Consider the following 14,251-nt stretch of genomic DNA (forward strand, 5'->3'; position numbering starts at 1 on the left):
CCCCACCGGCGCGTTGCCCCCCCACCCCCCCCCCCCCCCACCCCCCCCCCCCCCCCGCCCGCCGTGCCGCTCCTCGGGTGGTGGTGCGGGCCCGGGGGGGGGCCCCCCCCCGGGCCCCCCCCCCGCACCGCACCGGTTCAGATCCGCCGCAGGTCGGCCGGGGTGTCCACGTCCGCCGGGGAGCCGGCGTCGTCACAGGGCACCTCGGCCACCAGGTCCGGCCGGTCGCGCAGCAGGTCGCGCGCCCCCCGGTCGCCGACGGCGTACCCGCTCAGCAGCGGCCACGTCTCCCGGCCCAGCAGGATCGGGTGCCCGGGTCGGCCGGCGTAGGTGGCGACAGCGACGAGAGCGCCGCCGTCGTGCGCCGCGCGCACCCGGCGCACCGCGACCGGGCTGAGCAGCGGCTGGTCGACGAGGATCACGACGGCGGCCGGCACGTCGACGGGCAGCGAGGCCAGACCTCGCAACAGCGACGAGCCCAGCCCGTCCGCCCAGCGATCGTGCCGGACCGGCACCGCGCCGGGCAGGTCGGGCACCTGATCGGCGCCCGCGCCGAGCACCACGTGCACGGGTGCGCAGCCGCCCTCGCCGAGCAGCCGGATCCCGCGCCGCACCAGCGGCTCGCCGTCCAGCTCGACCAGCGCCTTCGGCCGGCCGTAGCGCCGCCCGGCGCCGGCGGCCAGCAGCAGACCAGCGGTCACCGTCGTCACCTCCCGTACGAAGGTCTTTGCGTTATTCGCCCCGACATATACCGACAAAGCTAGTCTGGGCCGGTGCAGGACGGACCGGAGAACGCGACGACGATCGACGAGCGCCACTCGTCCCGGGTGACGGTCGAGGTCAACGGCGCGTCCCGCGAGGTGACGGTGGACAACCGCACCACACTGCTCGACACGCTGCGCGAGCACCTCGACCTGACCGGGGCGAAGAAGGGCTGCGACCACGGCCAGTGCGGCTCGTGCACGGTGCTGCTCGACGGCCGGCGGGTGAAGAGCTGCCTGGTCTTCGCGGTGACCGTGGACGGCCGGTCGGTGGTGACCGTCGAAGGGCTGGCCGGGCCGGACGAGCTGTCCCCGTTGCAGGCCGCCTTCGTCGCGCACGACGCCTTCCAGTGCGGCTACTGCACTCCCGGGCAGCTCTGCTCCGCGCGGGGGATGCTCGACGAGGTCTCCCGGGGTTGGCCCAGCGCGGTCACCGGCGACCTGAACACGCCCCCCGAGCTGACCGACGCGGAGATCCGCGAGCGGATGGCCGGCAACCTGTGCCGGTGCGCCGCGTACCCGCACATCGTGGCGGCCGTACGCGAGACGGCGGCGTCGTCGTGAAGGCGTTCCGCTATCACCGGCCCGCCGACGTGGCCGAGGCGGTCGCCGTGCTGGCGGCCGAGCCGCAGGCCGCCTACCTGGGCGGCGGAACCAACCTGGTGGACCTCATGAAGCTCGGGGTGCAGCGCCCCGACGTGCTGGTGGACGTGACCCGGCTTCCCCTCGACACCGTCGATGAGCTGCCCGGCGGCGGCCTGCGGATCGGCGCGACGGTCCGCAACAGCGACCTCGCGGCCCACCCGGTGGTACGCCGCGACTACCCCGTGCTGGCCCGCGCCCTGCTCGCCGCCGCCTCCGGACAGCTGCGCAACATGGCCACCACCGGCGGCAACCTGTTGCAGCGCACCCGCTGCGTCTACTTCCAGGACACCGGCAAGGCGTGCAACAAACGGGACCCGGGCAGCGGGTGCGCGGCTCTGCACGGCCAGAACCGCGACCTGGCGGTGCTGGACTGGTCGGAGCAGTGCGTGGCCACCCACCCGTCCGACCTGGCCGTCGCGTTGACCGCCCTCGACACGGTGGTGGAGGTGCACGAGGCCGACGGCCCCCGTGACATCCCGATCGCCGACTTCTACCGCTCCCCCGGCACCCACCCGGAACGGGAGACCACGGTGGCCCGGGGCACGCTGATCACCGCCGTCCGGCTGCCACCACTGCCGGCCGCGCGCCGCTCGACGTACCTCAAGGTGCGCGACCGGGCCTCGTTCGCCTTCGCCGCCGGCTCGGTGGCCGCGGTGCTCGACCTCGACGGGGACGTGGTCCGCGACGTGCGGCTGGCGTACGGGGCGGTGGCGCACCGGCCGTGGCGGGCGTACCGGGCCGAGGAGGAGCTGCGCGGACGTCCGTTCAGCCCCGAGTTGGCGGCGCGGGCCGCCGACGCGGAGCTGGCCGAGGCGCGCCCGCTCCGGCACAACGGCTTCAAGCTGCCACTGACCCGGGCCATCACCGTGCGGGCGCTCACCGAACTGGCGTCGTCGTGAGCACCGGGGCGGTCGGCCGGGCGTACCCCCGGCTGGAGGGCCCGGCGAAGGTCACCGGCACGGCCCGCTACGCGGTGGAGTACCCGGTGGACGGGGTCACCTACGGCTGGGCGGTGCCGTCGACAGTGGTGCGGGGCCGGATCACCCGGATCGACACGACGCAGGCGTTGGCCTCGCCCGGCGTGCTGGCAGTGGTTCATCACGGCAACGCGCCCCGGATCGCGCCCGGTCCACAGCCGGAGCTGCGGCTGTTGCAGGACCCGACTGTGCACTACCGGGGGCAGTACGTCGCCGTGGTGGTGGCCACCAGTCTGGAGGCGGCCCGCGAGGGCGCCCGACTGGTCCGCATCGACTACGACACCGGCCCGCACAGCACCGTGCTCACCGACGACCATCCCGGCCTCTACAAGCCGGACCAGGTGAACCCCAGCTATCCGACCGACACCGCCGAGGGCGACTTCGACGCCGGGTACGCGGCCGCCCCGGTGCGGGTGGACGTCACCTACCGCACGCCGGCGTACCACAACAACCCGATGGAACCGCACGCCACCATCGCGCAGTGGCACGACGGGCGGCTCCTGGTCCACGACTCCACCCAGGGCGCCACGCCGGTACGCGCCACCCTCGCCGAGCTGTTCGAGCTGCCGCCGGAGTCGATCCGCGTCGTCGCCGAGCACGTCGGCGGCGGCTTCGGCAGCAAGGGGTACGCAAAGGCGTCGGTGGTGCTGGCCGCCCTCGCCGCCCGGCACGTCGACCGCCCGGTCAAGCTGGCGCTGACCCGCCAGCAGCTGTTCGGGCCGCTCGGCTACCGCACCCCCACCATCCAGCGGGTCCGCCTCGCCGCCGACACCGACGGCCGGCTCACCGCCATCTGCCACGACGCGATCAGCCAGACCTCCACCATCAGGGAGTTCGCCGAGCAGACCGCCGTCTACACCCGCAGCATGTACGCCGCGCCGCACCGCCGTACCACGCACCGGCTGGCCCGCCTCGACGTGCCCACTCCGTTCTGGATGCGCGCCCCGGGCGAGTGCCCCGGCGCGTACGCCCTGGAGTCCGCCGTGGACGAGCTGGCCATCGCCGTCGGCATCGACCCGGTGGAGCTGCGTATCCGCAACGACACCTCGGTCGACCCCGACCAGGGACGCCCGTTCACCAGCCGCAACCTGGTGGGCTGCCTGCGCGAGGGCGCGGAGCGGTTCGGCTGGGCCGGCCGTGACCCGTCGCCCCGGTCGCGACGCGAGGGACGGTGGCTGATCGGGACGGGGGTGGCCGGATCGAGCTACCCGGCGCGGGCCCGACCTTCCTCGGCGACGATCACCGCTCGGCCCGACGGGAGCTTCCTGGTCCAGATCAACGCGACCGACATCGGCACCGGCGCCCGGACGGCGATCTGGCAGGTGGCCGCCGACGCCCTCGCAGTGCCGCCGGAACGGGTGGAGATCCGCATCGGTGACACCGCGCTGCCGACGGCACCGCTGGCCGGCGGCTCGATGGGGACCGCCAGCTGGAGCTGGGCGGTGATTCGCGCGGCGCAGGCGCTGCGCGAGAAGCTGCGCGACGGCGGGCCGCCAACCGACGAGGTGACCGCCGAGGCGGACACCACCGAGGAGGTGGGTGAGCAGCCCGCGCTGCCCCGGTACGCCTACGGGGCGCAGTTCGTCGAGGTGCGGGTCGACGCGGACACCGGCGAGGTACGGCTGAACCGGATGCTCGGGGTGTTCGCGGCGGGGCGGGTGGTGAACCCGACGACGGCCCGCAGTCAGCTCATCGGCGGCATGACGATGGGGCTGTCGATGGCGCTGCACGAGGAGGGCCTGCTCGACGAGCGCTACGGCGACTGGGTCAACCACGACCTGGCCACCTACCACATCACCGGCTGCGCGGACGTCGAGTCGATCGAGGCGTACTGGCTCGACGAGCACGACGACGAGCTGAACCCGGCCGGGGTGAAGGGCATCGGCGAGATCGGCATCGTCGGCGCCGCCGCGGCGGTCGCCAACGCGGTGCACCACGCGACCGGCGTACGGATCCGGGAGCTGCCGATCCGGCTGGACAAGCTCATCGGAGCATCACAACTGGCTTAAATAAGCCGTCAGTGATACAACTGTCGTCGTGCACGCCTTCGACGTGCTGGGCGATCCGGTCCGGCGCCGCATCCTGGAACTGCTCGCCGCCGGCGAGCAGACCGCCGGCGCGGTCAGCACGGTCATCCGCGAGGAGTTCGGCATCTCCCAGCCCGCCGTGTCCCAGCACCTCAAGGTGTTGCGCGACAACGGCTTCGCCACCGTGCGGCCGGAAGGCACCCGGCGGCTCTACGCGGTCGACCCCCGCCCACTGCGCGAGGTCGACGGCTGGCTGGAGCACTTCCGCCGGTTCTGGACCCCACCTTTGGCGGCACTCGCCACCGAGCTGGCCCGGGGCCGACGCGAGCGTCGGCTGCGCGGCCCCGCCGACCCACCCGACGAGAGGAACACCTGATGTTCGACGCCACCGAGCAGATCAACGCCGTCCAGCGCAAGGTCGGCAGCCGCACCCTGGAAGCCGGTGAGGCGCGGGTCACCACGATCAGCCAGACCTACCAGGCGACGGCCGAGGATCTGTGGGACGCCTGCACCAGCGCCGAGCGCATCCCGCGCTGGTTCCTGCCGATCTCCGGCGACCTGCGGCTGGGCGGCACGTACCAGCTCCAGGGCAACGCCCACGGCACCGTCGAGAGCTGCGAGCCGCCGCACCGCTTCACCGCCACCTGGGAGATGGGCGACGAGGTGAGCTGGATCGAGGTGCGGGTCACCCCGGTCGGCGACGAGCGGGCCCGCCTCGACCTGGACCACATCGCGCACGTCGACCAGGACCGGTGGGCCCAGTTCGGGCCGGGCGCGGTCGGCGTCGGCTGGGACCTCGGGCTGCTCGGCCTCGCCTCGCACCTGGCCGGCGACGGCAGCGGGATCACCCCGGAACAGGGCGCCGAATGGACCGCCTCCGCCGAAGGACGACGGGCCATGGAGCTGAGCAGTCACCTGTGGTGCGAAGCGAGCATCGCCGCCGGCACCGACGCCGACGAGGCGAAGGCCGCCGCCGAACGCACCACCGCCTTCTACACGGGCGACCCGGCCGCCTGAGCGTGTGACGAGGCGGCGGGCCGAGCGCGGGGAGGCGGCGGCGCGGGCGAACTGAGCCTGCGACGAGGCGGCGGCGCGGGCAGCCGGAGCGGGGATCGGAGTAACGTGCTGCGGCATGACCGGCACGCCGTACTCGCACTGCTCCTACTGCGGCGCCGCCTACCCGCCGGCCGTCGGATGGCCCCGAGTCTGCGCGGTCTGCGGCGAGACCGTCTGGCGCAACCCCCTGCCGGTGGCGGTCGCGGTGCTGCCGGTCCGCACCGCCGAGGGCCGGGGAGTGGTGGTGGTCCGCCGGGACATCGAACCCGCCCGCGGCCTGCTCGCGCTGCCCGGCGGCTTCATCGAGTACGGCGAGGAGTGGTCCGACGCGCTCGTGCGAGAGCTGCGAGAGGAGACCGGCCTGATCGCGGCGGCCGGGGACGCCCGCCTGTTCGCGGTGCACGGCTCACCGACGGGCGGCACGATGATGGTCTTCGGAGTGCTGCCCGAGCGGGCGGCCGAGGACCTGCCGCCGTCGGCGCCGACCGAGGAGGCGACCGAGTGGCTGGTGCTCACCGACCCGGTCGAGCTGGCGTTCTCCACCCACACGCGGGTGCTGGCGGAGTTCCTTGCCGCCGCTATCCCACCTGACCCCAGCGCCTGACCCGCCCCGGCTCGGCAAGATCGCGCTCGGCAGTCAGCGAGCGTGGGCCTCGTCGGTGCCGGTCAGGTAACCGCTGGCCTGGAGCTCGAACAGCTCCCGGTAGAGCCCGCCGGCCACCATGAGCTCGTCGTGACTGCCCTGCTGGACAAGGCGGCCCCGCTCCAGCACGAAGATCCGGTCGGCGTGGCGGACATTGGCCAGTCGGTGGGTGATCAGCACGACGGCCCGGTCGGGGTGGCGGCGCAGGTGTTGGAACAGCGCGTGTTCGGCGCGGGCGTCCAGGGCCGCCGACGGTTCGTCGCAGATCAGCAGGGCCGCGTCCCGGTAGAGGCCCCGGGCGGCGACCAGCCGCTGCCACTGCCCGCCGGACAACTCGTGGCCGTCCTTGAACTCCCTGTCCAGCAGGGTGTCGTAGCCGTGCGGCAGGCCGACGATCATGTCGTGCGCGGCGGCCGCGCTGGCCGCCTCCCGCACGGTGGGTCCGGGCCGGTCCGGGGCGCGGTCGTGCCGCCCGACGCGGATGTTCTGCCCAGCGGTGAACGGGAACTTCCACCACTCCTGCGTCATCACCGCCACCTGGGCGCCGAGAGCGCGCGGGTCCAACTCGGCGGTGTCGACATCGTCCCAACGGATCGTGCCGCCGGTCGGCTGGTAGAGCCCCGCGATCAGCTTGGCCAGGGTCGTCTTGCCGGAGCCGTTCTCGCCGACCAGCGCGACCACCTCACCGCGCCGGATGGTGAGGCTGACCCGGTCCACCGCCGGCGCGTCGGTGTCGGGGTAGCGCAGGCTCACCTCGTCCACCTCGATCACGTCGACACCGTCGGCCACCCGGTCACCGCCGACGGGCACCCGGCCCCGCGCGCGGGCCAGGAAATCGCGATAGTCCTGGTAGTAGAGGGCGTCCTCGTACAGGGAGTTCGTGGCGACGACCGCGACGCCCAGGCTGGTCCGCGCCGACTGCAGGGCGAGCAGGGCGGTCGCCGCGGCGGCGAGGGCGACCATCCCGGTCAGCAGCAGGCCGCCGAGCACCGCGTACACGCCGAACGTGGCCAGCCCCGCCACCGTGGCACCGGCCACCCGGGTGCCGGTCTGCGAGCGGACCAGCCGCAACTGGGCACGGGTCTCGACGGCCATCACGCCGCGGTACTCGGCCAGCAGGAAGTCGCGCATCTGGTAGGCGCGCACCTCGGCGGCGGTGTGCCGGTTGGCCATCAGGTGGGCGAGCATCCACATCCGCCGCCGGCGGGTGATCCGCGCCAGCATCGCCAGATACTCCCGGCGGGCCATCCGCACCGCCGTGATCGCCTGGGGCACCGCCGCCAGCAACAGGCAGGGCAGCAGCAGTGGCTGGATGACGGTCACCGCCACGGCGGTGGCGAGCATGCCGACCACGCCGGTGACCAGGTTGACCGTGTGGTCGACGATCCACGCCGCCTCGCCCATCCCCCGGTCGCGGGCGCGGTCCATCTCCTCGGCGAAGCCGGCGTCGTCGAACGCGGCCAGGTCCACCGCCGTGGTGGCCTCGAACAGGCGTAACTCCACCTGGTAGTTGATCTGGGGGGTCAGCCGGGCCTGGGCCCAACCGGCGGCGATGGTCAGGCCGCCGCGCGCCGACACCGCCGCCGCGGCCACGATCAGCGCCGGCAGGGCCGAACGCACCCGGTCCGGGGTGGGGCCGGCGGCGAACAACTCCCGCAGCACGCTCGTCGTGGCCAGCAGGCCGAACGTGGTCATCACCCCGGCGGCGATGTTCAGGCCGATGGAGGCGACGGTGTCGCGCTGGTTCGTGGACCAGGCCAGGCCGACGGCTTCCCGGACCAGTCGAGGCAGTCGGCGGGCCACCGCCCAGAAGCTGGTGTGTGCGAACTCCTGCGCGTGGTGCAGCCAGTCCCGATCCTCCAGCTCCGGCAGCACCGAGCTGTCGCCGGGCGGCTCGGTCGGCTGGTCGTCGTCCTCAGCAGCGGTGCGCTGGCGGGCCATCGACTCCACGGACCCTCCTCGGGGCGGGGATCACGAACGCCGCCCGAGACTACTGCCCGCGACCGCCTACTGTCTCTAGGTAGTCGGCGCGTCGCGGGGCTCGTCCGTGATCGGCAGCAGGACCCGGAAGGTGGTACGGCCCGGCTCGGTCTCCACCCGGATGTCGCCGTGGTGTTTGTGCACCACGATCCGGTACGAGATGTCCAGCCCCAGACCGGTGCCCGCGCCGACCGGCTTGGTGGTGAAGAACGGCTCGAAGATGCGCGGACGCACCTCCGGCGGGATGCCCGGCCCGGTGTCGGTGATCTCCACCGCCAACAGCTCACCGATCCGTCCGGTGCGGACGGTCAGCACACCCTTCTCCCCCATCGCGCCCAACGCGTTGTCGATCAGGTTGGTCCACACCTGATTCAGCTCGGCCGCGTACGCCGGGACCGGTGGGAGACTCCGGTCGTACTCGCGGACCAGTTTGACCTCGACGGGAATCTTGCCCTTGAACATCACCAGCGTCGCGTCGAGCAGGTCGTGCACGTCCACCACCCGGTGCGGCGCGCGGTCCAGCTGCGAATACTGCTTGGCGGCGTCCACCAGCCCGGAGATCCGGGTGACAGCGTCGCCGATCTCGCGCATCAGCAACTCGGTGTCGACGGTGTAGGTGAGCCAGCGCACCGCCGCCTCCAGGTCCGCGGCACCGACCGCGGCCTTCACCCGCGCCAACCAGGCCGCGTCGAGCCCACCGCCGACCAGGATCGGCGCCAGGTCCCAGGCCCCGCCGACGCCATGATCCTCCAACCAGTCGGTGAGGGTGTCCTCGGCGTCGGCCGTGGCCATCGGGGTCAACTTCGGCGCGGTGGCCACCCGGGCGACCGCCTCCTCCTGCAACGCGACCAGGCCGTGCAGGGCACTTCCGTCGAGCCGCCCGTCGGCGATCATGGCGAGCTTGTGCCGCATCCCGGCCACCCGGTCCCGCAGCACCGACGTGGCCCGCACCGCCGCCGCAGCCGGGTTGTTCAGCTCGTGGGTCAGCCCCGCCGAGAGCGAACCGAGAGCCAGCAACCGCTCCCGCTCACCGACGATCGCCTGGCTGTCCCGCATCCCGAAGAACAGCCCCTCCAACAGGTGCATGGGCATCGGAAACCAGGACCGCAGGGCGTACGCGAAGTCCTCCGCCGGCAGCACGAAGAACTCCGCGTCGGTCACCGCCCGCAGGCTGTTGCGGTAGATCTGCTCGACCTGGTCACCCAGGTACGCCTGAGTGGCCCCGCCGTACACCCCACGCTGCTCGGTCCGGCTGACCTCGACATCGTCGCCGCGCACCAGGCGACTCAACGCCACCGCGCCGCGCACCAGCACGAAGAAGCAGGTCGCCGGCTCACCTTCGCCGTACACGAGGGTGCCACCGGCACGCTGCTCGACCCGGCCGTGCTCGGCCAGCCAGTCGAGTTGCCCGTCGTCGAGCGCCTCGAACAGGAACAGGGTGCGCAACTGCGCCGGTGTCAGCCGGTCCGACTCGGTCGTCACTGGAACTCCTTCGCTCGCGGAAGCCCACTCACTGGGCCACCTTCGTTCGCGACTGCGGGGCTCGCAAACCCGGCTCACTCCTCGCGCTCATTGGGCTTCCAGGTAGCGGTGCACCAGCGACACCGCCATCGCGCCCTCGCCGACGGCCGAGGCGACCCGCTTGACCGACTCGGCCCGCACGTCCCCGGCGGCGAACACGCCCGGCACACTGGTCTCCAGGTGGTACGGGTCGCGCGACAACGACCAACCGGCCGGCCGCCGCCCCCCGGCCAGCAGATCCGGACCGGTCACGATGAAACCACGGTCGTCGCGGACCAGCACCCCGTCCAGCCAGTCGGTGCGGGGCTCCGCGCCGATGAAGATGAACAGCCAGGAGGTGTCGACCGAGCGGGCCTCCCCGGTGCGGGTGTCGCACAGGGTGAGCCGTTCCAGGTGGTCCTCCCCCGCCCCGCCGACCACCGCGGTGTGCGGGTGCACGGTGATCCGGTCGATCCGTTCCAGCTGGTCGATCAGGTAACGCGACATCGACGCGGTCAGGTCCGCGCCACGGATGAGCAGGTGCACCCTCGACGCGTACCGGGAGAAGTGGACCGCCGCCTGGCCGGCGGAGTTGGCCCCGCCGACGATGTAGACGTCCTGCTCGACGCAGCTCGGCGCCTCGGTGGCGGCGGCGCCGTAGAACACTCCCCGCCCGGTGAAGTCGGCCAACCCAGGGGCGTCGAGCACCCGGTACGACACGCCGGTGGCCAGCACCACGGTGTGCGCCGCGATCTCGGTGCCGTCACCGAAGCGCAGCAGCCGGGCACCGCCGGCCTCGCTGAGCCCGACGACCTCCCGCGCGCTGAGCAGCTCCGCGCCGAACTTGACCGCCTGCCGTCGGGCCCGATCGGTCAACTGCGCGCCGGAGACACCGTCCGGGAAGCCCAGGTAGTTCTCGATGCGGCTGCTCTGCCCGGCCTGACCGCCGGTCGCCCGTCGCTCCACGAGCACGGTGCGCAGCCCCTCCGACGCGCCGTACACCGCCGAACCGAGACCGGCGGGGCCGCCGCCGATCACCACCAGGTCGTAGAAGTCACACGCCGGCACCACCGTCAGCCCGGCCAGCGCGGCCAACTCGGCCTCGCTCGGAGCGACAAGCGCCTTGCCCTCCGGCGTCACCACCAGCGGCACGTCCTCCTCGGTGGCCCCGGCCGCGTCGAGCAACCGGACCCCCTCCGGGTCGTCGGACAACAGCCACCGGTACGGCACCAGGTTGCGGGCCAGGAAGTCGCGGACCTTGAACGACGGCGCCGACCAGCGGTGCCCGACGACCCGGATCTCCGCGCTGGCCGCGTCCGGGGTGACCGCCCACGCCTCCAGCAGCCCATCGACCACCGGGTACAGCTTCTCCTCCGGCGGATGCCAGGGTTTGAGCAGGTAGTGGTCCAGGTCGACCACGTTGATGGCCTCGATCGCGGCGTCGGTGTCCGCGTACGCGGTGAGCAGCACCCGGCGGGCCGCCGGGAAGATGTCCATGGCCGCTTCCAGGAACTCGACGCCGGTCATCTCCGGCATCCGGTGGTCGGCCAGCAGCAGCGCCACCTGCTCGCCGCGCAGTTTGACCTCGCGGAGCGCGTCGAGCGCCTCCGGCCCGGAGGACGCCCGCAACACCCGGTAGCGGTCGCCGTAGCGGCGCCGGATGTCCCGGGCCACCGCCCGGGACACCACGGGGTCGTCGTCGACGGTCAGGATCACCGGGTTCGCCATGGCGCCATGAAACCACCTGTCGACGGTCGACCGCACCATCGCCGAGGCCCGGCCCACGGTTGACCGCCCCGCAGGCGGGTAAGCCGCGACGCCGCGCGGGTGGCCGGACATCGACGACCCGCCCGGTTGCCGCGCACACCTCGGGGGGCCCATGGCCGACGCGACACCGACCGGACCGCCGACGTCGGGCGGGATCGTGGAGCTGCGGGTGCACGGTGTCTCCGGCGCGGGCGCGGACCAGGTGTTGGACCGGCCGCACGTGTACCAGGTAGCCGGCGACCGCAGCGGAGGTTTCTACCGACCGCGCCCCGGATATCCGGACTCGACCGGTACGGACGGGGTGACGCTGGAGGCGTACCGCTGGGGTGACCTGCCCTCCGGCACCGCCGTGCGGACCCTGTCGCTGGTCTTCCTGCTGCCGTTCATGCTCTGCAACGTGGCCCTGTGGATGCGGCCCGCGAACACCGTCTCGACGCGCGGCTTCATGGGGCTGTGCCGGGTGCTCGCCCTCACCCTCACCATGCTCTACGTGCTCTCCATCGTCGGGGCGGCGCTGGACCTGATCGCGTGGCGCTGCATGGGCACCCCGTCGTGCATGGCCGGTCGGACCTGGCTGTCCTGGCTGGGCGGGCGCCCGACCGGGCTGCGCCTGGGTGTCCTGGCGCTCGTGCCGGTCGCCGCCATCGGGCTCGTCTGGTGGTTGGGCGCCCGCCCGGGCCATTCCTTCGACGCGTTCCGGACGCCGTCGACGACGACCTCGAAACACCGGTTGAGCGCCGTCGGCCAGTGGGACGGTGAGCCGCTCGTGGGTCGGTTGCGCTCGGTCCACGTCGCGGCGGCGTTCGGCACGCTCAGCGGCAGCCTGCTGACCGCGCGAGCCAGCCAGCACTCCTCCTGGGTGATGGTGATCCTGCTGACCGCCACCGGGGCGGTACTGCTGAGCTGCCTGGTCCTGGTCACGGTGGTGCGGAGCATCGACCGCACCGACCCGTCGCCCCGGGTGGACGGGGTCTTCCGCGGGCTGCGCACCATCGCCTGCGGACTGACGATGCTGGTGATCGTGCACATCGTCATCAGCCCGGCACCGTGGCCGCAGGGCGGCGTGCTGCCCGGCTACAGCGCGATCGTGGCCTGGCTGTTCGTCAGCCAGACCGTGCTGGTGGTCGCGCTCGCCGTGCTGGTGATCTGGCGGCGGGGTGGCGGGCAGCGCAGGTCACCCATCCGCGCGTTGGGAGCGCCGGTCTTCATGACGATCTCGGCCGGGCTCGCCGTGGCGTTCTCGGCCGAGCTGGTCTACCGGGTGGCGGACCTGCTCGACCGCAACGGGACGACCGCGGACGGCCTGGAGACCAGCCCTCCGCTGGCGTACAAATGGGCGATCTTCGGGTTTTTCCTGGCCGTGGTGACCGCACTGCTGGTGGCCGGCCTGGTCACCAGGATGACCCGGCGCGGGCGGCGGCGGGCCGCGCGGGCCATCGTGGCCGCCGACTTCCCGGACGCGCCGCCGCACGCGGCGGACCGGCTGCGGCGGGTCGAGCAGGCGGTGGCCCGCGCCCGCTTCACCGAACGACTGGAACCGCTCTCGGTGGTGTACGCCGGCCTGGCGGCGCTCGGCCTGGCCACCAGCCTGCTCGGCCTGCTCCAACTCCTACCCGGGGACGTGGCGCAGCGCTACGTCGGAGTGCCGGAAGGCATGGTCAACTTCCTGATCGGATCGGGTAGCTACGTGATCGCCGCGATCCTGCTCGGCCTGGTGGTAGGCGGCATCTTCGCCTACCGGACGCCGCAGTTCCGTCGGTACGTGGGGGTGCTCTGGGATCTGGGCACCTTCTGGCCCCGGGCGGCACACCCGTTCGCGCCGCCCTGCTACGCCGAGCGGGCCGTGCCGGAGTTGGCCAAGCGGATCACCTACCTGGTGGAACAGGGGCAGGGTGTGCTGCTGGCCGGGCACAGCCACGGCTCGGTGCTGCTCGCCGCCGCGGTTCTGCAACTGCCGACCCGGATCACCGACCGGGTCGCCCTGCTGACCTACGGCTCACCGCTGGGCCGGCTCTACTCCCGGCTCTTCCCCGCGTACGCCGACGACCCGGCGCTGCGGGAGATCGGCGAACGGGTCGGCTGGCGCTGGATCAACCTGTGGCGCGACACCGACCCGATCGGCGGTTGGATCTTCGCCTCCCACCGTCCCGGGGAGGCCGAGACGCTGACCGGCCCGCCGGCGACGGTGGACCGGCGGTTGACCGACCCGCAGGACGTGGTGCCGGCCCCGAGCGACAGCGTTCCCCCGCCGATCCTCGGGCACTGGCCGTGCGAGTCGCAGGAGGCGTTCGGGGACGCGGTACGGGACCTCACCTCGCGACTACGCCCCGCGCGCCCGGCACGTGACTGAGCCGGCCGGATATCGTCGCCTGGTGACCCCGTCCAAGCCACCCACCCGCCGGTTGATCGCCTCCAACAAGAAGGCCCGGCACGAGTACACCGTGCTGCGCACGTACGAGGCGGGCATCGTGCTGGTCGGCACCGAGGTCAAGTCCCTGCGCGAGGGGCGGGCCTCGCTGGTGGACGCGTTCGCGCACGAGCGCGACGGCGAGATCGTGCTGTACGGCCTGCACATCGCCGAGTACGCCTACGGCACGTGGACCAACCACGCCCCGCGCCGCAACCGCAAGCTGCTGCTGCACCGCGCCGAGATCGACCGGATCCTGGACAAGGTCCGCGAGGGCGGGGTGACCCTCGTACCGCTGTCGATGTACTTCGAGAACGGCTTCGCCAAGGTCGAACTGGCCCTCGCCAAGGGCAAGCGCTCCTACGACAAGCGGCAGACACTGGCCGAGCGCGACGCCAACCGGGAGATCGCCCGCGAACTGGGCCGGCACCTCAAGGGCCACCCCCGCCGGCCCTGACGCCGCCGCTCGTCCCGCTCCGCGTGGGTGT

The 14,251-nt window shown here is 73.0% G+C and carries 12 protein-coding genes; 8 read left to right on the top strand and 4 right to left on the bottom strand.

Going from position 1 to position 14,251, the window contains the following annotated elements; all coding sequences use genetic code 11:
- Positions 1 to 137 precede the first annotated feature (137 nt).
- Positions 138 to 701: a nucleotidyltransferase family protein gene (locus ACZ6NZ_RS22870; RefSeq protein WP_366606688.1), complete on the bottom strand. Its 564-nt coding sequence runs from the start codon at positions 699 to 701 to the stop codon at positions 138 to 140.
- Positions 702 to 827: 126 nt separating this feature from the next.
- On the opposite strand from ACZ6NZ_RS22870, the gene ACZ6NZ_RS22875 reads away from it, so the two are divergent.
- The 6 genes from ACZ6NZ_RS22875 to ACZ6NZ_RS22900 all read left to right on the top strand — a co-directional run bounded on the left by ACZ6NZ_RS22875 (position 828) and on the right by ACZ6NZ_RS22900 (position 6,070).
- Positions 828 to 1,325: a 2Fe-2S iron-sulfur cluster-binding protein gene (locus tag ACZ6NZ_RS22875; RefSeq protein ID WP_366607099.1), complete on the top strand. Its 498-nt coding sequence runs from the start codon at positions 828 to 830 to the stop codon at positions 1,323 to 1,325.
- Entirely contained in the window at positions 1,322 to 2,305 is a 984-nt protein-coding gene (locus tag ACZ6NZ_RS22880; RefSeq protein WP_465860044.1) for an FAD binding domain-containing protein, read from the top strand. The genes ACZ6NZ_RS22875 and ACZ6NZ_RS22880 overlap by 4 nt, the downstream gene beginning before the upstream one ends.
- Entirely contained in the window at positions 2,302 to 4,392 is a 2,091-nt protein-coding gene (locus ACZ6NZ_RS22885) for a xanthine dehydrogenase family protein molybdopterin-binding subunit (protein WP_465860045.1), read from the top strand. Before ACZ6NZ_RS22880 ends, ACZ6NZ_RS22885 begins: the two co-directional genes overlap by 4 nt.
- 28 nt (positions 4,393 to 4,420) lie before the next feature.
- Complete coding sequence (locus ACZ6NZ_RS22890; RefSeq protein ID WP_357205230.1) at positions 4,421 to 4,786, top strand: ArsR/SmtB family transcription factor; 366 nt, start codon at positions 4,421 to 4,423, stop codon at positions 4,784 to 4,786.
- Positions 4,786 to 5,427, top strand: a complete 642-nt coding sequence (locus ACZ6NZ_RS22895; protein WP_465860046.1) for an SRPBCC family protein — start codon at positions 4,786 to 4,788, stop codon at positions 5,425 to 5,427. Before ACZ6NZ_RS22890 ends, ACZ6NZ_RS22895 begins: the two co-directional genes overlap by 1 nt.
- Before the next feature lie 115 nt (positions 5,428 to 5,542).
- Positions 5,543 to 6,070 (top strand): NUDIX domain-containing protein, encoded by a 528-nt coding sequence (locus ACZ6NZ_RS22900; protein ID WP_465860047.1) that lies wholly within the window; start codon positions 5,543 to 5,545, stop codon positions 6,068 to 6,070.
- 33 nt (positions 6,071 to 6,103) lie between these two features.
- Here ACZ6NZ_RS22900 and ACZ6NZ_RS22905 read toward each other — a convergent pair whose 3' ends face one another.
- The 3 genes from ACZ6NZ_RS22905 to ACZ6NZ_RS22915 form a co-directional block, all read right to left on the bottom strand.
- A complete protein-coding gene (locus ACZ6NZ_RS22905; RefSeq protein WP_465860130.1) occupies positions 6,104 to 8,050 on the bottom strand; it encodes an ABC transporter ATP-binding protein in 1,947 nt (648 codons plus the stop codon).
- Positions 8,051 to 8,125: 75 nt separating this feature from the next.
- Complete coding sequence (locus ACZ6NZ_RS22910; RefSeq protein WP_465860048.1) at positions 8,126 to 9,571, bottom strand: ATP-binding protein; 1,446 nt, start codon at positions 9,569 to 9,571, stop codon at positions 8,126 to 8,128.
- Between the two features lie 87 nt (positions 9,572 to 9,658).
- A complete protein-coding gene (locus ACZ6NZ_RS22915) occupies positions 9,659 to 11,317 on the bottom strand; it encodes an NAD(P)/FAD-dependent oxidoreductase (protein ID WP_465860049.1) in 1,659 nt (552 codons plus the stop codon).
- Between the two features lie 151 nt (positions 11,318 to 11,468).
- On the opposite strand from ACZ6NZ_RS22915, the gene ACZ6NZ_RS22920 reads away from it, so the two are divergent.
- Positions 11,469 to 13,706 (top strand): hypothetical protein, encoded by a 2,238-nt coding sequence (locus tag ACZ6NZ_RS22920; RefSeq protein ID WP_465860050.1) that lies wholly within the window; start codon positions 11,469 to 11,471, stop codon positions 13,704 to 13,706.
- A gap of 22 nt (positions 13,707 to 13,728) precedes the next feature.
- Positions 13,729 to 14,220, top strand: a complete 492-nt coding sequence (gene smpB, locus ACZ6NZ_RS22925; protein ID WP_355007334.1) for an SsrA-binding protein SmpB — start codon at positions 13,729 to 13,731, stop codon at positions 14,218 to 14,220.
- Positions 14,221 to 14,251 lie beyond the last annotated feature (31 nt).

The organism is Micromonospora sp. NPDC047756 (genome assembly GCF_055587245.1).

Coding starts and splice junctions, on each gene's coding strand:
- ACZ6NZ_RS22895 (WP_465860046.1), top strand. CDS start 4,786: ATGTTCGACGCCACCGAGCAGATCAACGCCGTCCAGCGCAAGGTCGGC.
- ACZ6NZ_RS22900 (WP_465860047.1), top strand. CDS start 5,543: ATGACCGGCACGCCGTACTCGCACTGCTCCTACTGCGGCGCCGCCTAC.
- ACZ6NZ_RS22905 (WP_465860130.1), bottom strand. CDS start 8,050: ATGGCCCGCCAGCGCACCGCTGCTGAGGACGACGACCAGCCGACCGAG.
- ACZ6NZ_RS22915 (WP_465860049.1), bottom strand. CDS start 11,317: ATGGCGAACCCGGTGATCCTGACCGTCGACGACGACCCCGTGGTGTCC.
- ACZ6NZ_RS22920 (WP_465860050.1), top strand. CDS start 11,469: ATGGCCGACGCGACACCGACCGGACCGCCGACGTCGGGCGGGATCGTG.